A 21,309-nucleotide genomic window follows, 5' to 3' on the forward strand; every position below is an offset into this window, starting at 1 on the left:
AGATTACATGCCCTATTTTACACTGAAAAGCAAAAAATTCCTAGTCTTTGCGACAGAAAATTAGCTTTGTTTTGCTTGCAAGGCATTTAACAAGGATGTAACAGCTTTCTTGATATTATCTGGTGTCGTAGCTAAGTTAATGCGAATATGTCCGCTCCCACCAGCTCCAAACCAATCTCCAAAATCAACGGCCAACTTAGCATCGTTGATAATAAAACTTTCTAAACTATCATCAGCTACCAATTGGTTCAAATCAATCCACGCTAAGTAAGTACCTTCTAGGTTTGAAACCACAATCTTTGTTGAAAATTCTGTCAGTTTTTCTTTTAGGTAAGCAAAATTATCGGCAATCACGCCATTCATGCACGCTAACCATTCACTTCCATCTTCATAAGCAGCCTGTGCGGCAATTTTGCCTAAAATATGTCCGCCTGGAGCAGCTAATCTTTGCTGTAATTCATCATATCGCGCGCGTAATTGCGGATTAGGAATTGTAACATGACTAAAAATCAACCCTGCCATGTTAAAAGTTTTAGATGGAGCATCCACCATCACAAGGTTATCACGGTATAACCCGTTTTTAACTTCAAGTACTGAGACAAATTGTTTTTTAGCATCGATGATTAAATCATGATGAATCTCATCTGCAATTACTAAAACATGCTCTTCACAACATATTTCAAGCAAGGTTGTAAGTTCTTCTTCACTCCAAACCCTACCAACTGGATTATGTGGGCTACATAAAATAAGTACTTTAACAGCATTGGTTTGTATTTTAGCTTTGATGTCTGCAAAATCCATTTCATAATATCCATTAGTATTTTTAAGCTCAGAGACGACTAATTTACGCTCATTATTTTCTATTACATTCATAAATGGATAATAAACTGGTTGTAAAACCATGATAGCATCGCCTGGTTGTGTCATAAACTGAACACAAGTGCTCAATGATTGCACCACGCCCGTGCCAAAACGCAACCAATCACGCTGCATTTCGATACCATAGCGTTGTTTTTGCCAGTTAAAATAAGCATTATAGTATTCTTCAGGTGTCAATGAGTATCCAAAAGCCCCATGTAAAACCCGTGTAACCAAGGCTTCTTGAGCTTTTTTGGGAATCTTAAATTCGGTATCGGCCACCCACAAAGGCATTAAGTCAGCCCGACCGAATTTAGCCGCTAAACCATCCCATTTGACAGCTGCGGTATTTTGCCGTTTAACGGCATATTCCTTAAGAAATTCTTCTTTATTCATCGCTTGCATCCTTCTTTCTAAAGCGGGTCTTTTTTTTCTTAGCGCAAACGGGTTTAACCCCTAAAACATCTAACGCAAAAGTAAAGATCGGTATCCCAACAATCAAGCCCCACACCCCAAATAAATGCTCGGCTACCAACAAGACCACGAAGGTATAAAAGATTGGTAATTCGGTTCTACTCGACATGAATTTAGGATTAAGAACATATGACTCAAGCGCATGAACCACTAGTAACATTATCAAGACATAAATCACAAGCCGAATACCCCCATCGCTATATGCGATAAATGACATCGGAATCGCCGAGATGATCACCCCAGCAACCGGTACTAGACTCAAAATAAAGATCATCACGGCTAAACTAATTAACTGCGGCATTTGCATCACGGCTAAGCAAAGAGTCGTCAAAATTGTGTTGACAATCGCAATCATGAACTGCGCTTCTAACACAACCCCAAAGGTATTGACAAAAATTTTGGCAAAATAATAAATGTCTTTAAAAAGCCACGCGTAAGGGCCTGTTAAAAAGCTCTTAGAAAACTGAGCCATCTCGTCTTTTTCGACCGTAAAAAAGAAACTCAACAATAACGACATGATTAACGTAAAGCCCATGCTACCTAAGCTTGTAATGTAATTAAGAACGATCCCCACACCATTTTTAAGTTGTTTGACGATATCTGATTTACCGATATAATCGTTGATATATTGAACAAGTTCGCCGGTACCTTTAGGCGGATGCTGATAAAAATGCAAGACCGATTTGACCATTGCTTCTGATTGTTCTAGCAAGGTTGGCACATAAACCGTGATTGCCAGATAAATCAACGCAATAATCAAGACATACAAGGCAACGACAATGAGTTTAGGCGAAATCTTGATGTAGCGTTGGACCGCTTTAATCAAGCGGACAATCAAAAAAGTAAAGATAAACGTCAATAAAATAATACTCATCATGCTGCGGGCCAAATACAAAATAGCCACTAAAAACAATAAAACTGCCATGCGGCGCAAGCGGACATTGCTTAAAAAGCGATCCCATAAATTCATAAGCTCTTTCTCCCTTTTAAGATTACTAATCTTATTTTATTATAGTATCGTAAATTTATCTAATACCTTAAAATCCTACAGATACTAAAATCAATGAAATTTTTTCATGCTTTCTTACTTCAAGAAAAGTATGTACTAACAGTAGGCAAAATAACGTAATGAGCCCTGTAAAATATAAAGTTGTTATAATGAAAGAAGAAATTGTACTATCCATAAAATTATCCCTTTAATTCAGCTCTTTTCTTTGCAATCAGATTGCTTAATTCTTTAAGCGTTTCTTCATTGTCTGATTGTTTAATAAAGTTACTTGCAAGTTTTGCAAATGCAGACTTATTAATAAAAAAGGAGAAATAATCTGCTTCATCTATAGATGGCCGAAATAATCTAGTCAATGATTTTTTGTTCAATTCTATATTTGATATGTGAATGTAGTTTATTTTTAGTAATTTATGTAAAGTTTGCTGAACAGTATTCAAACAAATCCCGTTTGAGGCATTCATAATGTCATTTGCTGACATTGGCTTATCACTATCCCAAAGAATTGACATAATTTCCTCTTCTTTTTTTGTTAATTTTGAAATTTTCATAAAATCACCACTCTTTCATTTATATTATATTATAACTTTTACTAAAATGCAGAAGCTTTTTAAAAAAATAAAAACGTTATCTAATACAAAATAGATATAAGTTTTATTTATTTTGAAAGAAAGGATGCTGGTTTTATGGACCTAAAAACTTCAGTTGGTTTGATCCGGTTAGGGCGTAACAATTATGAACAAAAAAACATTTAAAATAAACTTAATCAATATAATATTGAGCATAGTTGTATCCTTATTAGGATATTTTGCATCTAATATATTTTATGGAATTATTACATTACTAATTTTAAATTTGTTTGCTTGGTTTGATTATTACATTAAAAAACTTTAGTAATAATGTTAAAGCGTCCAAAAAAAGATGCTTATTTGAAATTTTTAGTTCATCATTAATATCTGTCTTTTTGCTATATATATTCTATAAAATAAATGGCATAAAAATAATGTATTTGTTTGCTTTTATACCAATTCTAGCGGCAATTTGGCGCTGGTGGAAAGAAAAAATATATAACATTGATATAAATAAAAAAGAATGCTATAGCGTTAAACTTTTCGAAGACACTACAGCATTTTATTTTTTATAATTTCAAAGGTACTATATGCTTAATACATTGTTCTTTTCTGTTTTCCTATTTTTTCATATAAAATATTACTTGCATTCAACTAAATTACATTATATAATGTTCAGGTAACAGTTTGCCACTTTAGCTCAGCAGGTAGAGCACCACCATGGTAAGGTGGGGGTCACCGGTTCAAGCCCGGTAAGTGGCTTAGCAAAAAGCCAGTCGTTTTGAAGTGTAACAAAAAAGTTAGACAAAAATAAAATATTTTTAAGCAACTAAGACATGGGTTCGGTAATCAACCGGACTCATGTTTTTTGTTTTATTGGAAATTCGGTCATTATTGTACCAATTGACATACTTGTTAAAGAACTGTGTGAACTGAGAAATATTCTTACACTTCTTTATTTCAGGCTGTGATTCAACTTTAAAAAGATGGAAAAAACTTTCCATTGGAGCGTTATCTAGGCAGTTTCCCTTGCGGGACATACTTTGAATTAAACCTAATGAATCAATCTTTTCACGATAATAGTCTAATTGGTAGTGCCATCCTTGATTAGAATGGATAATTGGATTAAAGTTATTGGGGAGGTTATCCTCAAGCTGACTTAATGTATCCATAATCAACAGTTTATTTGAGCTTTGGCTAACAGAAGCGGCTAAAACTTCTTTGGTAGCTTGATCTAAAATGACTGACATGTAAGCCCAGGTCGAATCACCCAAACGTACTTGTGAAACATCCGTATGGAGAACAGTAAAAGGGGATGTAGCATCAAATGTTTGGTTTAACAAGTTATCCTTACCAACTGTACCTTTATAAGAAGAATAGTGATTATTTTTACGGCGATTATACATAGCTGGTTGTACACCTAATTCGTTCATTAAGCGACGTAAAGCAGCTTCAGCCATGTGATATCCAGCTTTCTCAAGAAGTGGCATTATACGGCGATAGCCGTATGTGTAAGAACCTCTCCATTTACCTTTTTCCGCTATTTCCTTGATTACCACCTTAACATCAGCATACTTATCATTTTTATTGATGATACGTTTGCGTTCGTCGTAATAAGTTGGTCGCTTCAAGTCAATCATTTTTAGAAGCTCACCAATCCCATATCGCTCCTTTTTTGGCAAGTTTTGTTGTTCAACCCTGATCTGATCCACAATTATTGTTTTCTCCTTAGCTTTGAGGGTCCGAACAGGATCAACGATTTTTTTAAGATATCACGCTCCATTTTGGTTTGACGTAATTCACTCTTTAGTGCCGCAATTTCATTACTTTCCTTTTTTAAAATTTTACGTGCATCCTTCTTTGTCATTTTTGACATCTTACTTGGCCTACCTTTCTTCTTGGATTTCAAGGCCTCAGATCCACCTTCCATAAACAACTTCAACCAGATAGATATCTGTGAACACAAAAGATTATGGGGAGCCGCCACTTTGGACATTGAAACATCATTATTTAGGTAGTAGTTTATCACACGAAGTTTAAAATCAACAGTAAATTTACGTTTGAAATGTCGTAATTTCAACCCTTCGGGTCCTTTTAAATTGTATACAGTCCACCATTTTTTTAAGGTATCCTTTGGTAAAGAATATTTATTTTCTAGACATCGTTGTGAACAGCCAGTATGGTTCTGTTGCAAAGTTTTAAATAAAGAATAAAATCCCTTACGGTATCTATGATTTAAGCTGGGATTCCCAATAATACCTTGATTTCAGTACAGACCGAAAACCCGAAGAGAGTGCCTTCTTTTCGGGTTTTCTTATATAATCCTCGAATGGCTTCCATGCCTTTAATCGTGGTAGAGGCAGTGCGTAAACTTCGATAGAATTTATTGCGTCTCTTTACTGGACGATGGTCTTGTTCAATCAAATTATTCAGGTATTTAATGGTACGATGTTCTGTCCCTTGATAAAAGCCGTATTCTTTTAGTTTCTTAAAGGCACTTGTAATAGAGGGGGCTTTATCTGTGACTACAACCTTCGGTTCATCAAACTGCTTCACTAACCGCTTAAGAAAAGCATAGGCTGCTTTTGTGTCCCGTTTTTTACGTAACCAAATATCCAAGGTTAAACCATCTGCATCGATGGCTCGATACAAATAATGCCATTTTCCTTTAATTTTGATGTACGTTTCATCCATTTTCCATGAATAAAAGGATTTTTTATTTTTCTTTTTCCAAATTTGATAGAGTAGTTTGCCATATTCTTGCACCCAACGATAAATCGTCGTATGAGAAACGTTAATGCCACGATCATATAAGATTTCTTGAACTTCACGATAGCTAAGGTTATAACGAAGATAGTAGCCCACGGCTACAATAATCACATCCTGCTGAAATTGCTTTCCTTTAAAATGATTCATCGTCATTCCTCCTGCTATCTTTTTCTATTATTCTACCTTATTTGATAGTAGATTTAAAACTTTGCAACAGAACCATTTAAAACTTAGTTTATATGTGGTAAAATGTTTTAATCAAGTTTAGGAGGAATTAATTATGAAGTGTAATTAATGTAACAGGGTTCAATTAAAAGAGGGAAGCGTATCATTAACCCTATAAACTACGTCTGCCCTCATTATTGGAGGGTGAAATGTGAATACATCCTATTCACAATCGAATTTACGACACAACCAAATTTTAATTTGGCTTTGCATTTTATCTTTTTTTAGCGTATTAAATGAAATGGTTTTGAACGTCTCATTACCTGATATTGCAAATGATTTTAATAAACCACCTGCGAGTACAAACTGGGTGAACACAGCCTTTATGTTAACCTTTTCCATTGGAACAGCTGTATATGGAAAGCTATCTGATCAATTAGGCATCAAAAGGTTACTCCTATTTGGAATTATAATAAATTGTTTCGGGGCGTTAATTGGGTTTGTTGGCCATTCTTTCTTTTCCTTACTTATTATGGCTCGTTTTATTCAAGGGGCTGGTGCAGCTGCATTTCCAGCACTCGTAATGGTTGTAGTTGCGCGCTATATTCCAAAGGAAAATAGGGGTAAAGCATTTGGTCTTATTGGATCGATAGTAGCCATGGGAGAAGGAGTCGGTCCAGCGATTGGTGGAATGATAGCCCATTATATTCATTGGTCCTATCTTCTACTCATTCCTATGATAACAATTATCACTGTTCCGTTTCTTATGAAATTATTAAAGAAAGAAGTAAGGATAAAAGGTCATTTTGATATCAAAGGAATTATACTAATGTCTGTAGGCATTGTATTTTTTATGTTGTTTACAACATCATATAGCATTTCTTTTCTTATCGTTAGCGTGCTGTCATTCCTGATATTTGTAAAACATATCAGGAAAGTAACAGATCCTTTTGTTGATCCCGGATTAGGGAAAAATATACCTTTTATGATTGGAGTTCTTTGTGGGGGAATTATATTTGGAACAGTAGCAGGGTTTGTCTCTATGGTTCCTTATATGATGAAAGATGTTTACCAGCTAAGTACTGCCGAAATCGGAAGTGTAATTATTTTCCCTGGAACAATGAGTGTCATTATTTTCGGCTACATTGGTGGGATACTTGTTGATAGAAGAGGTCCTTTATACGTGTTAAACATCGGAGTTACATTTATTTCTGTTAGCTTTTTAACTGCTTCCTTTCTTTTAGAAACAACATCATGGTTCATGACAATTATAATCGTATTTGTTTTAGGTGGGCTTTCGTTCACCAAAACAGTTATATCAACAATTGTTTCAAGTAGCTTGAAACAGCAGGAAGCTGGTGCTGGAATGAGTTTGCTTAACTTTACCAGCTTTTTATCAGAGGGAACAGGTATTGCAATTGTAGGTGGTTTATTATCCATACCCTTACTTGATCAAAGGTTGTTACCTATGGAAGTTGATCAGTCAACTTATCTGTATAGTAATTTGTTATTACTTTTTTCAGGAATCATTGTCATTAGTTGGCTGGTTACCTTGAATGTATATAAACATTCTCAAAGGGATTTCTAAATCGTTAAGGGATCAACTTTGGGAGAGAGTTCAAAATTGATCCTTTTTTTATAACAGGAATTCAAATCTTTTTGTTCCATTAAAGGGCGCGATTGCTGAATAAAAGATACGAGAGACCTCTCTTGTATCTTTTTTATTTTGAGTGGTTTTGTCCGTTACACTAGAAAACCGAAAGACAATAAAAATTTTATTCTTGCTGAGGTTCTGTTGCAAAGTTTTAAATAAAGAATAAAATCCCTTACGGTATCTATGATTTAAGCTGGGATTCCCAATAATACCTTGATTTCAGTACAGACCGAAAACCCGAAGAGAGTGCCTTCTTTTCGGGTTTTCTTATATAATCCTCGAATGGCTTCCATGCCTTTAATCGTGGTAGAGGCAGTGCGTAAACTTCGATAGAATTTATTGCGTCTCTTTACTGGACGATGGTCTTGTTCAATCAAATTATTCAGGTATTTAATGGTACGATGTTCTGTCCCTTGATAAAAGCCGTATTCTTTTAGTTTCTTAAAGGCACTTGTAATAGAGGGGGCTTTATCTGTGACTACAACCTTCGGTTCATCAAACTGCTTCACTAACCGCTTAAGAAAAGCATAGGCTGCTTTTGTGTCCCGTTTTTTACGTAACCAAATATCCAAGGTTAAACCATCTGCATCGATGGCTCGATACAAATAATGCCATTTTCCTTTAATTTTGATGTACGTTTCATCCATTTTCCATGAATAAAAGGATTTTTTATTTTTCTTTTTCCAAATTTGATAGAGTAGTTTGCCATATTCTTGCACCCAACGATAAATCGTCGTATGAGAAACGTTAATGCCACGATCATATAAGATTTCTTGAACTTCACGATAGCTAAGGTTATAACGAAGATAGTAGCCCATGGCTACAATAATCACATCCTGCTGAAATTGCTTTCCTTTAAAATGATTCATCGTCATTCCTCCTGCTATCTTTTTCTATTATTCTACCTTATTTGATAGTAGATTTAAAACTTTGCAACAGAACCGCCAGTATCTAGGTATTCTTGAATAAGATCTAATTTGAATTTTTAAGTATATTTAGTCATACGAAAAAAGCACCTCACAATCGCTAGACTTTGTCTAACAATTGTAAGGCACTTCACTAACTAGTCTTTTTAGTATAATATTTTAGGCTTTCTTACCTGGTTGCGATGCGATGATTTGTAACTCACCGTCAAGTGTCCATTCTTTTACAGCAAATGGCAAGATGAAATGCACACCTTTTTGAATTGGGTAAACTTGATCTTCAACCGTGATGGTTCCTTGACCATCTAAAACTGAAACTAAAGTATATAAAGCATCATCACGTGTGAAATGAGCTTTACCTGCGACATCCCATTCATACACTTCAAAGAAATCTGTCTTGACATAAGTTGTAACTGTCGCATCATCAACTTTAGTCTTTTGAATATCAAGTTTTGGATCAACATGTGGCACATTGGTGCAATCTAAGGATTGTTGAATGTGCAATTCACGTTTTTGACCTGTTGTTTGATCAACGCGATCAAAATCATAAACTCGATAAGTTGTATCACTACTTTGTTGCGTTTCTAAAACCATGATTCCTTTGCCAATAGCATGAATCGTACCACTTGGAACATATAAGAAATCACCAGCTTTAACTGGAACACGGCGTAATAATTGATCCCATTTACCTTTGGCAATCATTTCAGCCAATTCTTCTTTACTCTTAGCATGATGCCCATAAATCATCTCGCTACCTTCATCAGCTTTAATGACATACCAGCATTCCGTTTTACCTAATTCATGTTCATGTTCCATAGCATAAGCATCATCAGGATGAACTTGGACAGATAAATCTTCTTTCGCATCCAAAATCTTAGTTAACAATGGAAAAACATCTCCACTCGCATTGCCAAAGACTTCACGATGCTTAGCCCAGACTTCATCTAACGTCATACCTGCATAAGGTCCATTTTGCACTTTGGCTGGACCGTGTTTGTGGGCTGAAATTGCCCAGCATTCACCGGTGTGATCGCTTGGAATATCATAGCCAAATTCGCTATGCAAACGATCTCCTCCCCAAATTTTTTCTTGGAAAACAGGTTCTAAAAACATTGGTTCGCTCATAATAATACTCTCCTTAAATCATATTATACTTACTCATCCGCTACCTATCATAACACGACTAGGTAACATAATACTAGGTCATCCATGTTCTTTAAATTAAGACCACTACTTTTTTCAAATTTTTCTACTTGATATTGCAACGTATTGCGATGAACATAAAGTTTTTTAGCTGCTAAAGTCATATTTCCTTGTGCTTGATACAACGCAACAATTAATTCACGTAAGTTCTTTTGTTCACTAATTTGTTGTTTTAAGGGTCTTAAAACCAGACTTTTTTGTGCTCTTTCTTTTCCAAAATAACGCAAGGCTGTCGTTGCTAGCGTGCTGACACCACCGCGTTGGCTGGCCTTAAAAATTTGTTGTTCTTCATTGAAAACTTGCCGCAAATCATTTTTAAGTATAGCAACATCATTAAACTCACCCACATATATTTGTCCTTTGGCATCAAAATCTAAGGCCAAAGTCTCCCAGATTCCCTTAAAATCAGCAACATTATAGTTATAGTTAGCCCTTTTTTCCACGATGACACCACTATTTGGCGTTAACATCACATTGGCTAAAACAGGAACGGTAAACATCTCGGCAAAAGCAGTAGTCCAATCGGTAAACTTAAAATCCACCCCGACTTGAACTTGATAGAGAATAAATCTAACTTCACCTTCATCAAGTGGCACTTGGGAACTCAACTCACTAAGATAAGCTTGCCATGGTTCTACTTTAACTTGACGTTTTTGCTCTTTTAGCCAAAGTTTTAAAAGTGCTTGTTCTTTTAATGTTAAATCTTTTTTAGGAATACATAACCATTGCTCTTCTAAATATAAATTCAAGAACTCTTCACTACTCAACGGAGCTTGACTTTTTAAAGCCTGTGGATAGAGTTCTTTAATCTTAGTTGTCAGCATTTCCATCATCCCATCTTTCTTGCAGTATTGGTCATCGCACGATATTCTTTAGGCGACATTTTTGTATGTTGCTTAAATATCCTAAAAAAGTAACTTGAGTTTTGATAGCCAACCTGAACTGCGATTTGATTGATGTCTTCATCGGTCTTTTGTAAAAGTTCAATCGCTTGAGCAATTCGCCACTCATTTAAATACTTGGCAAAACTAGCCCCTACTTCTTGTTTAAATAATGCACCTAAATAAACCGAATTAAGATGTAGTTTGTCTGCAATATCAATCAAAGTCAAGGGTTGTGAATAATCTTTTTCAATTATCTCCAGTACGCGGGTAATGTTAAATGAATACCGCTTGACTACTCCTCTTGTTCCATCAATTTGGACGTTAGCCAAGACCGCCTCAATTTCACCGATCGTCTTGGCAGAATTAATGACCGCAACATTTTCAGGCGCAGTCAAGCTATAGCGAATACTACTTTCCCGTAAGGCTAAGGCTACAAGTAGCGCATACTGACGTACCAAAGCAACTGTCACATGTTGTTTTTTCAAATCATTTAACTGTAAATTAAGCCATTGCTTGAAATCTTCGACATCTTTTAATTGTGCAATTGCTTCTTTTAGCTTACTGAATTTAGGAATTACAGCCATGATTTGGGTAACCTTACCTTCTTCAAGCATCGTCAAGCCATGAGACGATTCAAAAAAGTACTGGCGGCCAATTTCTGCCATGATTTCCCCATAAGCTCTAAACAGCAAGGCTGGATCATCCATCTTGCTACTAACGATTACTGGACGATACAGTGGCGAAACTTTGACAGGTAATTCATGTAAAAATTGATTCAAACGGGAGCGCTTGCCTACAAATAAAAACAAGACGTCTCTTTTTTCTTTAAAACAACCGCAAACTTCTGGAATATTTTCGAGATGATCTAACAACAACTCAACTGGAATCGGATTCAAAACAGCCAATAAATACATGCTATCTGTTGTTTGTAATCCTAAATTTGCTAAGAGATTTTCTTTTTGATAAGCTTTTTCAAGCGTTAATAATTCTCTTAAACGTACCCCTTTAGCCATATTAGCATTGGTTTGATTTTGTTGTTGCTTTGTTACCTTTTTGATGGCAACTTCAAGCGTTTCTTTTAGTTCATCTGGATCAACTGGTTTACGTAAATAATCGATTGCCCCTTGTTGAATACCTGCCTTGACATACTCGAAATCTGCATAACCTGATAATACAATCAAGGCAATTCCAGGTTGAATTTGATTGACCTTTTGCAAAAATTCAGGTCCTTTCATCTCTAACATATTCATATCAGAAATCAAGATATCCACATGATTTTTACGCAAATACTCTAAGGCTTCGAGAGGATTTTGAAAGGTCATTTCGACTGTTAAATCTAAGTCTGTCAGCGCAATCAACTTAGGTAAACCGCGCAAAATCATGTATTCATCATCGACTAATACTACTTTCATGTTCAATCCTCCTTAGGTTTAAAGCGTAAAACAACCGTTACTCCGCCATAAATATTACCTTGCAAGCGCATGTTAAAGCTTGGACCAAAATAATTTTGCGCACGTGCATAAACATTTTGCAAACCTATCGACTTGCGCTTTTCACCACTCAACTTATCTAACATCCGCACGTTAAGGGTGGCTAGCTGTTCTTGGGTTAAAGGTCGTCCATTGTTGATGATTTCAATGTAGACGTACTCATCTTTTCGGTATGCTTTAATCGAAATCACATTATCACTTCGACTAAAATCAACGCCATGAACAAAGTAGTTTTCCACTAATGGTTGGAGCGTAAACTTAGGCAATTCAATTCCTTTTAAATCATCATCTATTTTAATTTGGTACGCCAAGCGATCTGGATAACGCGTTTGATATAGGTAAATATATTTATCGATAAACTTTAACTCAGAACCAAAACTTGTCACCTGTGCTTGATCGATATTATTTTGCAACAGCGCTGAAAAACTATAGATTACTTTGGCTAATTCATATTGTCCCGCATCTAACGCCGCCATTCGAATGTATTCTAATGTATTAGCCATAAAATGCGGATTGATTTGTGAGCGCAAGGCCTTCATGTGTGCATCTTGTTGTTCAATTTGCAGTTGATAAATCGTATACACATATCGATCAATCTCATCTAACATATAATTAATTCCTATAACCAACTCGTTTAAGTCTGTATATTTTTCACTTTGATTAATCCGTGCTTTCAAATCACCGTGACTAACTTTTTTCATCGTATCTAAGATTGCTAACAGCTGCCTTTGATAAGTCTTAAAAGTCACTTGTAGCATCACCAATAAGAAAATCAGCACTAATAATCCAAGCAAAGCAATCGGAACCAAGCGTCCAAACAACACACGCTCGCTACCTGAATTACTAAACAAAATTGACATCTGATAATTACCACTCAAATAGTCGGTTTGAATGGAATAACCCTTCAAAAGATTAAACTTATCATCGCTGATTGCACGTTTTACTTCTTGGCGCTCTTTTTTGGTAACCATCGGATCATCATAGTGCAATAACATGCGCCCTTCATCGTTTAACACCACGATTTGCATATGCGCTTGGCTATTAATCTGTCCTAATTGTCGCAATAAATCTTGCGTTTTAAATTCCAACTCAATTGTACCAACTACCCCTAGCGTCTGCGGGTTAATTAAGGCACAAGTAAAGGAGTTTTTGGTTGGTAAAGTGCGATTGTTAATCACATAGCCGCTGCGATTTTTTTGTGTCGCTACAAAGGTTGCATCCATATTGGTCAAACGCAATTCAAGGCGTGCGATTTCTGGATGTTTAATCAAATAACTCGTTGTTTCACGTTCCCAACTAAAGTACTTGCCGGTCTTTATACTTTGATCGATTGTATATTGCGCATAAGTTGGTGTATCCAATTGGAAGTATTGTTCTAGATTACTTAAAAAATCGACATCAGACGATAAATACTCCCCGTATTCATTGGTCGTTGCCCGATAACGTTCGATCATTTCGCTGACACAGTTACGTGCTAAAATCTCGGCTTGTTTGCGATTGATAAAGTATTGCTTAACGTTGTTGGCCATCAAGATAGCCGTAATACTACTCATGACTACAATTAACAACACCATGTATAAGATCATCAAGCGTTGAAAACTAAATTTTAATCTATCATTTGATCTATTTTTTGATGCCATTTACGTGAGCTCCAATCCGTCCAAACAATAAAAGTTGCAATCGTAATAAACAAAATAAAGCCCGGCCATAATTTGGTAACAACCACCAACACGACGATTCCAATTAAATACACTAATAAGTCTTTAAAGTCTGCAAAAAAATGACCTAACGCCAATTTTAAGGCCGATTTTAAATTCGTATCGTAACGACTAAGCAAATCTAGTGTAAAAGCTGCCGAAACAAAGGTTAAAACCAAGGCAAAGACTAAGATAAATTGTACAAATAAGATCCACGCTTGTCTGATTTGTAGGCTTAAATACAAGTTATATATCAAGATAAAAAAGACTACTGCAAACAAATAAAAGTGAAGATTGGCCACCACGAAATATTTTTTGTAAGTTTGCCAAGCATCCTTAAAATGGTAAGCTTGATATTCATAGCGGTTATCCATAAATTGTTCAGTTACGGTCCGTAAGGCAGGCCCTATTCCTAAAACAACCCCTCCTATCAAGGTAAACAACCAAAAAATCAAGTTAAGGCGCAAAATCACATAGATTTTGACAAAAACATTTTGCATCACGCTTGCTAACATAGTCTTTCTTCCTCTCTAAAACATAATCATATTTTCTAATATATCGCCTAAATTATAACACAAAAATCGCCCAGCAATTTTTGCAAGGCGATTTTGTCGCATTCATTATTTCTTGTCAGCTAAGAACTTATCGTATTGTTCTTGTAAGGTCTTTTGTACCTTGTCGAAACCAGCGCCTTTGAGTTCTTTATCCATCTTTTCAATTGTAGGAATTGGATCTGCGGTACCGGTGTTTAAGATATCAGAGTATTTACTCATAACATTTGAAATGTTAGTAATTTCTGTCTTAACTTTTGAAGTATCAGGCACAAAGCCTAAAGCTGCAGATTCTTTAGCATTTGCAATGTTATCTTTACGTTCTTGGATTTGTTGTGGTGTAATTGTATCTTGTGTGTATAAGATATCGTTGTTACCCATCATCCAAGCACCGATAAAGTAGCCTGCTTTATACTTGTTAGTTGTCTTAATCTTACCAGCTGCTTTATCTGTAAAGTTCCATTGTTGCCCTTGTAAGCCCCAAACGATGTTGTTTAACAACTTAGGATCTGTGTTTAACAAGTTCAAAACTTGCATAGCTTCTTTCTTGTGTTTAGAAGTCTTAGAAATTGTCCAGATAGCAACTTGAGCTTGAGCTTCACTCTTGTATGCATCTGTGATTGGTTCTGTCACAATCTTATCTTTTTGACCAGCAGAGTTGTTCAATGCTGTGTTGCCATAATCGTATGGTCCAACTGTTTCTTGACGAGTGAACCAAGTGTTATCTTGCAAGTTGTATTGTGTACTTGAAGTTGCAGCATCTTGAGGAATGTAGCCTTTCAAGTAGTAGCTATGCAAGGTTTCTAAAATATGTTGCATTTCTGGTGTATCATAAACATTTTTAACTTTTGTATCTTTACCATCAGAATCAACAACAAATGGTAAGCTGTTTCCTAATGGGAATTCCATTGCACGTGGGCTAGCTTTGAAGCCTTGACCAATAGCAAATGCTGCCACGCTAGGGTTTTCTTTATGGAAAGCTGCCAATAATGGTTCTAAGTCATCATAGGACTTAACGTTGCTTGGATCTAAGTTATATTTCTTCAAGAATGTATTGTTGAATGCGATTGTATTTTGGGCATAAACGTTAGCGTTAATTGGGAAACCATAAATCTTGCCGTTAACGGTTAAACCTTTCCAGTAAGCTGGATCAACTTTTTCATAGGCTTTCTTAGCTGTTGTCTTTAACATATCAGTCATATCAGCATAAGCGCCTTTTTGTGCGTTAGTTGTGTAATCTTGTGAGAATGCCAAATCATAGTCATCACCAGATGTCACCATAACTGAGAATTTTTGTGCATATTCACCCCAGCCGATAAATTTCATATCCAATTCAATCTTAGGATAAGTTTTTTGGATTTCTTTATTGGCTGCTTTAATCATAGCCGAATAGTTCTTTGGCTTATCACCTGGCATATACATCGAAACAACTGTTTTGTCCGAGTCACTCGAACTGCTCCCCTTGCTTCCGCAGGCTGCTAAAGTTAAAGCACTCATAGCAACTGTTGCAAAAGTAAGAACTTTTCCCCATTTTTTCATATGAGAAGTCCCTCCATAAAAAATATAATTTGAAATAATTAAAAATTATTACCGTAAATTAAAATAACTAACCTTTAACCCCACCAATAGTCATACCTTTGACGAAGTACTTTTGGAAGAATGGATAGGTTAAAGCGATTGGTAAGGTTGCAACCACAACGATCGCAAACCGCATACCTTCAGTTGGTACTTGTTGACCAGCAGCGATAGTTGAACCACCTTGTTGCATTTGTTGTGTAAGCATTTGGATATTGTTTTGAATCCGAACCAACAAATATTGTAATGGCATAACATTTTCGTTGGTTGTATACAACATAGCGTTAAACCAGTCGTTCCAATAGCCCAAACAAGTAAACAAACTAATTGTAGCAATCCCTGGAATTGCCAAAGGAACAACGATACTTCTAAAGATCTTAAGTTCTGTTGCACCATCAATTCGTGCGGATTCTAGAATCGATTCTGGAATCGAAGTCTTAAAGTATGTCCGCATGATCAACACGTTATAAACCCCAAAACACATTGGTAAAATCAAAGCCCATACATTATCGCGCAAACCAAGCATTTGAGTTACAACCAAGTAAGTAGGTACCATACCTGGTGCAAAAAGCATTGAAATCAAAGCAAAAATCGTAAAGAAACGCGCATAAGCAAAGTCACGTCGTGAAATCGCATAAGCATATGTCGAACTAAACAAACTGTTCATAATCGTTCCAACAACGGTTACAAAGACTGTCACGCCTAAACTACGCAAAACTTGTGTCCCCATAGAAGACAAGTATTGATAACTTGCAAGCGTCCAATGTTTTGGCCAGAATTGATAACCATACTTAGTAATATCGGTTTCATTTGTTAACGACAAAATAATGATGAAGAAAAACGGTACGATACAACTTAAGGCAAAAATTGCTAAAAGCACGTTAAAGCAAAAGTTAGGTCCCGCACTAAAACTACGAATATCGACCGCTGAAATGTGTTTTTTCTTACGCAATTTTTCCACCTCCTAGAATAATGCTGATTCTGGTTGCAACTTACGTACGACTGCATTAGAAACCAAAATCAATAATAAACCAACGATTGATTGCAACAACCCTGCGGCAGTTGACATCCCAATATCGTTAGTAGATGTCAAGGCACGGTAGATGTAGGTATCAAAAGTTTGTGTAACATTAATCAATGTCCCAGAACTTCGTGGAATCAAGTAAAATAGCCCAAAGTCACTTCTGAAAATCCCACCGATATTTAAGATTAACATCAAAGTTGCAACAGGCAAGATGTGTGGCAAAGTAACGTTTTTAATTTGTTGCCACTTGTTAGCCCCATCAATCATCGCAGCTTCATAGTAGGTTGGATCAATACCCATAGCGGTTGCAAAATACAAGATACTGTTGTATCCAATACCTTTCCAAACACCCAAGAAGACTAAAATAAATGGCCAAACTGCTGGCGTATTATAAAAGTCGATTGGTTTGCCGCCAAATGCTTGAATAATATGATTTAAAATCCCTTTATCTGGACTTAAGAAAGCATAAATGAAGTATGCTAAGATAGCCCAAGATAAGAAATATGGAAAGAGCATCGCTGTTTGATAGCACTTAAGCAACTTACGGTTACGCAATTGACTCATAACAATCCCAAAGAAAATTGCAAAGAAGAAATTAAGTAAAAGGAATGTCAAGTTATATCCTACAGTGTTACGTAACACAATCCAGAAATCGGCTGATTTAAAGAAGAATAAGAAGTTCTGTAATCCGACAAATGGACTATGGAACAAGCTGTAAATAAAACCATTTTCTGAATATTGGAAGTCTTGGAAGGCCACCACGTTAGCTAAGACAGGAATATAGAAGAAAATAATCAAAAATAATGTCCCTGGTGTAACTAATAAGAAAAATACCCGATTTTCCCAGAGTTTTTGAAAGACATTCTTCTTTTTCTTTCCATTGTGTTTTTTGGTAGTAGGTGTTGTTGCTTCCACCTTCTTCAACCCCTTTCAATCTTTATAAATTAATATTAAAGCGTTTTCTGTATTTTCTAAATATACAAACTAAAGAGGTTAGTGCATAAACTAAAGATTGCGGATATATCTTATACCCAAACAATATACCAACTTTACTTTTTTTAATAAAAAACCCAAAGACTAGCAAGGCTAATCTTTGGGTTCATTTTTACGGTTGTATAATATTTAGGACTGATAATGTAAAATTTTTTTGCATTACGGTCCTTCTTTTATTTTCTCCATTTTTACGGCAAAATAAAAGAGATGGCCCACAACGCCAATCTAATTAAAGAAAGGACACCATCTCTATGGATAATAATATCAAACTTTTACTTGGAATTACAGACCCTAATTTAACTATTGACCCTAAATATCAATATACTTCGTATATTGAAGAAAAAATTATTAAAAATAGTAAGGCTTTGCTCTGTCATCTATATTTGTCTTACCCTATGTATTGCCCTAATTGTAAAGCATTGATGTTACATAACGGCACTAAAGTAGTTAATAATATTCATCTTTCTTCTGCTGGTAAAAAGCTTGTGCTTTCTATAAGAAAACAGAAGTATCTGTGTCCTGAGTGCAAAAAGACTGCGACAGCTAAATTTAAAGATACTAACTATCATGATCATTTTTCTAATGCTGTTAAAGCCAAACTTGTACGTGATTTAAGTCTATCCAGACCTATGTGTGAAATTGCTGCGGACTCTTTTACATCTTCAAACACAATTATTAGATCTTTAGAGAATGTAGAAAATAATTTTAAAGTCAATTGTAACTGGCTTCCTAGTCACTTATCCTTAGATGACTTCAAATCTGGTAAAAGATTTTCATCTAGTGGTATGAGTATGTGTTTAATCAACGCAGTCAATCATCGGATTATAGATATAATTCCTGAAAGAAATAATAAATTCCTTAGGAATTATTTCATTCAATATAGTTACAAAGCTAGATTATCAGTAATGACTATAACTGTTGACTTATATGCACCTTACCGCAGTTTGATTAAGGAGCTATTCCCTAATGCATTTATTATTGCAGATAAATTTCATGTGGTTACACAGGCATATACAGCTATGAATAAAATTAGAATTAGGGTTATGAAAGAATATGGAGCTGGAACCCATGAGTATCGAGCTTTGAAACGTTTTTGGAAACTACTTCTAAAAAATCAAGATGATGTTGATTATCATCGATATTATCCAAGGATAAATTTTAAATACGCTGAATTAAGCGATTCTGAAGTTTTAGATCGTTTATTTGATATGTCTTCTGAATTGAAAACAGCCTATGAATATTATCAGTTACTTCTACAAATGTACCGTAAAAACAGTTGTCAATTACTAAATTTATTAACTGATACAGTTTCTTGGAATCCTCCACCAGAAATGAGACAAGCTTTAAAAACTATCAAGAAGCATAAGGCAGAAATAGAAAATAGTTTTGTTTTACCTAGACTTACCAATGGTCCTATTGAAGGCGTCAATAATCACATTAAAGTAATTAAGCGTATAGCCTATGGCTATAATAATTTTAAGCATTTTAGACTCAGGATTCTGCTTTCGCTAAAAAATAATGTAATTTTCTTCTCCACCTAAAACAAAAAAACTATTAGACTTCCATCTAATAGTTTAAAAATAATAATTAAAATTTTGGCATCAGTCCTTTTTGACAAAGAACCATTTTTACCAGGAAATATCACTAGCACTAGCGATTTCCATATAGCGACCATGTCCAATTGGACCACTCGTAAATTTATCCATCAAAACTTTTGGTGCAAAGACATCACTTAATTCATCTCGACCATCTAACCAATTATTTAAGCGAACCTGCGCAGTTTGAATTCGTGCAAGTTGTCCACCCAAGCGAATATCGATGACTTCATAGCCTTGTGGATGACGCTTATCATGCCAAATAGTCCGGAAATTAGCGCTAAAGTCTAATAAACTATTACGGTATGCCACCAAGGCTTCTTGGGCTTGTGCGACTGTTTCTTTAGTTACTTCTTGAATCAACTTGACTGCTTTGGCCTTTTTGCTTAGCGTTTGTGCTAACAAGTAATAATGTCTAAAGAGCAATTCATCTTCAGCACTAACCTTAGCTTTTTTAAGCTTAGCGGCTAATTGTTGATAGTAGCTTTCTAAATCATAGCCTTGATAATTCAAATAATAACGTGGATTTAACAAATCTTCATACAACATAATCTTACTTAAATTATCGCCATCATGGTTTACTTCACCTTCAAGCAAATCAAATCGATCTAACAGCATAAAACTGTCATAGTCTTTCTCTTGCAAGAGTTTAAACATTTTGCGCAAATGCTTTGCATCAACATTGTCATAGTAATTATATTCGGCAAATGTCTGCCACCCAAGCCACATTGCTTCAAATGGTGTTTCTGCACCATCATCATGCCAAGAAGTAGCTGCAATTTGTTTAATACCGGTTGCTTTGGCTGCTGCCGTTCCAGCTTTTAAGGTTGCAAGCATCTTTCCTTGACTTGGTGCCATTCCAATCCAACTCCAAATCCCAGCCGCAAAGACTACATCATCAGTCAATTCAAAATGACGTTTCATCAAAGGTTCATAGTGATCTTGGTATTCATTATAGTAATCCCAATAAACTTGGCTGATATTTGGTAATTTATCATAGATGCTAAAATCAGCGTCTAGGTCATACATTTGGTGTTTTGGACTTGCGATTGTAAACCACATATCGCTCCACATCATAGGTTTTAAATCTAATTGTTCACACAATTCATTGACCACATCAAGATGTTCTAAAATTAATTTAGATTGATCACGATAACCCATCTCATCCATGTAACGGCCACGCCCTAATTTATAAGCTTCATCCATCCCTAAATGAATCTTTTTAGTTAAAAATGGTGCACTAGCTGCTTTTAGTTCGGCTAATAAGAAATCTCTTGTTTCTTTTTTACCGACAAATAAGTTTTCATCAGAATCGCGAATCGTTTCAAAAGCTTGCCATTTCAAAGCATTACGCAAATGTGCTAACGTTTGGATTGCTGGAACTAAAACCAAGCCTAACCGATCAGCATAAAGAGCTAATTCGTGTAATTGTGCTTGACTATAACGCCCACGTTGTGCTCCAAAATAAGGATATTCCGGAATTTCAAATTCATCTTCAAGGTATAACCACAATTCTGTGTAGCCTAAACTAGCCAAACGAGCAATCATTTTCTTTAAATAAGCAACGTTTGCTACCCCATTACGAGCAACATCAAGCATTGCTGCGACTGTTTCAAAGCGTGCATCTTCATCCACTTTAAAGTCTGCTTGTTCTTTGGCTAACGCTAAATACATATTGAGTCCACGTAAAAAGTTAGTTACACTGCTAGCTTGAATCTGTCCTTTTGAGCCTTGTTTAATGATGCTTATCCCTGCTTTTGGACGTGGACTAACCGTGATTTCGTCGTCTAATACATAAGTTTTTGTAGCTAAAAATTCAGTAGCGGCTGTTTGATATTGCTTTGATAAATCAACAAAATTTAACTTCATTTACTCCACC

The 21,309-nt window shown here is 35.6% G+C and carries 18 protein-coding genes and 1 tRNA gene; 3 read left to right on the forward strand and 16 right to left on the reverse strand.

What is annotated here, in order from left to right; translation table 11 throughout:
* Window positions 1-60: 60 nt before the first annotated feature.
* The 3 genes from QM017_RS08185 to QM017_RS08195 form a co-directional block, all read right to left on the reverse strand.
* Window positions 61-1,254, reverse strand: a complete 1,194-nt coding sequence (locus QM017_RS08185; protein WP_282709449.1) for a PatB family C-S lyase — start codon at window positions 1,252-1,254, stop codon at window positions 61-63.
* Window positions 1,247-2,302, reverse strand: coding sequence for an AI-2E family transporter (locus QM017_RS08190; protein WP_282709451.1), 1,056 nt, complete (start codon window positions 2,300-2,302; stop codon window positions 1,247-1,249). Before QM017_RS08190 ends, QM017_RS08185 begins: the two co-directional genes overlap by 8 nt.
* Window positions 2,303-2,520: 218 nt before the next feature.
* On the reverse strand, window positions 2,521-2,889 hold the full coding sequence (locus QM017_RS08195; RefSeq protein ID WP_282709452.1) for a BlaI/MecI/CopY family transcriptional regulator: 369 nt from the start codon (window positions 2,887-2,889) through the stop codon (window positions 2,521-2,523).
* 707 nt (window positions 2,890-3,596) lie between these two features.
* Between QM017_RS08195 and QM017_RS08200 the strand changes: the two genes are divergently transcribed.
* Window positions 3,597-3,669 (forward strand) — tRNA-Thr (locus QM017_RS08200).
* Between the two features lie 59 nt (window positions 3,670-3,728).
* Here the strand turns inward: QM017_RS08200 and QM017_RS08205 are convergent.
* The 3 genes from QM017_RS08205 to QM017_RS08215 are packed head-to-tail and all read right to left on the reverse strand — an operon-like array spanning window position 3,729 to window position 5,823.
* Window positions 3,729-4,619 carry an IS3 family transposase gene (locus QM017_RS08205; RefSeq protein ID WP_282709453.1) on the reverse strand — a complete coding sequence of 297 codons (891 nt, stop codon included), beginning with the start codon at window positions 4,617-4,619 and terminating at the stop codon, window positions 3,729-3,731.
* A 2-nt stretch (window positions 4,620-4,621) separates the two neighbouring features.
* Entirely contained in the window at window positions 4,622-5,101 is a 480-nt protein-coding gene (locus QM017_RS08210) for a transposase (protein ID WP_349238484.1), read from the reverse strand.
* A gap of 41 nt (window positions 5,102-5,142) precedes the next feature.
* Entirely contained in the window at window positions 5,143-5,823 is a 681-nt protein-coding gene (locus QM017_RS08215) for an IS6-like element IS1216 family transposase (protein WP_282709455.1), read from the reverse strand.
* A 229-nt stretch (window positions 5,824-6,052) separates the two neighbouring features.
* Here QM017_RS08215 and tet(L) point away from each other — a divergent pair, with 229 nt between their 5' ends.
* Window positions 6,053-7,429 carry a tetracycline efflux MFS transporter Tet(L) gene (tet(L), locus tag QM017_RS08220; protein WP_178197151.1) on the forward strand — a complete coding sequence of 459 codons (1,377 nt, stop codon included), beginning with the start codon at window positions 6,053-6,055 and terminating at the stop codon, window positions 7,427-7,429.
* A 254-nt stretch (window positions 7,430-7,683) separates the two neighbouring features.
* Here the strand turns inward: tet(L) and QM017_RS08225 are convergent, their stop codons facing one another.
* The 9 genes from QM017_RS08225 to QM017_RS08265 form a co-directional block, all read right to left on the reverse strand.
* On the reverse strand, window positions 7,684-8,364 hold the full coding sequence (locus QM017_RS08225) for an IS6-like element IS1216 family transposase (protein WP_282709456.1): 681 nt from the start codon (window positions 8,362-8,364) through the stop codon (window positions 7,684-7,686).
* A gap of 216 nt (window positions 8,365-8,580) precedes the next feature.
* Window positions 8,581-9,543: a mannose-6-phosphate isomerase, class I gene (gene manA, locus QM017_RS08230; protein WP_282709457.1), complete on the reverse strand. Its 963-nt coding sequence runs from the start codon at window positions 9,541-9,543 to the stop codon at window positions 8,581-8,583.
* A 47-nt stretch (window positions 9,544-9,590) separates the two neighbouring features.
* Window positions 9,591-10,451, reverse strand: coding sequence for a helix-turn-helix domain-containing protein (locus QM017_RS08235; protein ID WP_282709458.1), 861 nt, complete (start codon window positions 10,449-10,451; stop codon window positions 9,591-9,593).
* Window positions 10,451-11,917, reverse strand: coding sequence for a response regulator (locus tag QM017_RS08240; protein WP_282709459.1), 1,467 nt, complete (start codon window positions 11,915-11,917; stop codon window positions 10,451-10,453). Before QM017_RS08240 ends, QM017_RS08235 begins: the two co-directional genes overlap by 1 nt.
* Before the next feature lie 2 nt (window positions 11,918-11,919).
* Complete coding sequence (locus QM017_RS08245) at window positions 11,920-13,635, reverse strand: histidine kinase (protein ID WP_282709460.1); 1,716 nt, start codon at window positions 13,633-13,635, stop codon at window positions 11,920-11,922.
* Entirely contained in the window at window positions 13,602-14,207 is a 606-nt protein-coding gene (locus QM017_RS08250; RefSeq protein WP_178196234.1) for a DUF624 domain-containing protein, read from the reverse strand. The genes QM017_RS08245 and QM017_RS08250 overlap by 34 nt, the downstream gene beginning before the upstream one ends.
* A gap of 105 nt (window positions 14,208-14,312) precedes the next feature.
* Window positions 14,313-15,782: an ABC transporter substrate-binding protein gene (locus QM017_RS08255; protein WP_282709461.1), complete on the reverse strand. Its 1,470-nt coding sequence runs from the start codon at window positions 15,780-15,782 to the stop codon at window positions 14,313-14,315.
* A 67-nt stretch (window positions 15,783-15,849) separates the two neighbouring features.
* Window positions 15,850-16,770 (reverse strand): carbohydrate ABC transporter permease, encoded by a 921-nt coding sequence (locus tag QM017_RS08260; RefSeq protein ID WP_178196230.1) that lies wholly within the window; start codon window positions 16,768-16,770, stop codon window positions 15,850-15,852.
* Between the two features lie 12 nt (window positions 16,771-16,782).
* Complete coding sequence (locus QM017_RS08265) at window positions 16,783-17,757, reverse strand: ABC transporter permease subunit (RefSeq protein ID WP_282709462.1); 975 nt, start codon at window positions 17,755-17,757, stop codon at window positions 16,783-16,785.
* A gap of 329 nt (window positions 17,758-18,086) precedes the next feature.
* Here QM017_RS08265 and QM017_RS08270 point away from each other — a divergent pair, with 329 nt between their 5' ends.
* Window positions 18,087-19,376 (forward strand): ISL3 family transposase, encoded by a 1,290-nt coding sequence (locus QM017_RS08270; protein ID WP_282708737.1) that lies wholly within the window; start codon window positions 18,087-18,089, stop codon window positions 19,374-19,376.
* A gap of 87 nt (window positions 19,377-19,463) precedes the next feature.
* Here the strand turns inward: QM017_RS08270 and QM017_RS08275 are convergent, their stop codons facing one another.
* Window positions 19,464-21,299 carry a beta-N-acetylhexosaminidase gene (locus QM017_RS08275; protein WP_282709463.1) on the reverse strand — a complete coding sequence of 612 codons (1,836 nt, stop codon included), beginning with the start codon at window positions 21,297-21,299 and terminating at the stop codon, window positions 19,464-19,466.
* Window positions 21,300-21,309 lie beyond the last annotated feature (10 nt).

Origin of the sequence: Ligilactobacillus sp. Marseille-Q7487, assembly GCF_949152225.1 — a bacterium.
In the GTDB taxonomy this organism is placed as follows: domain Bacteria; phylum Bacillota; class Bacilli; order Lactobacillales; family Lactobacillaceae; genus Ligilactobacillus.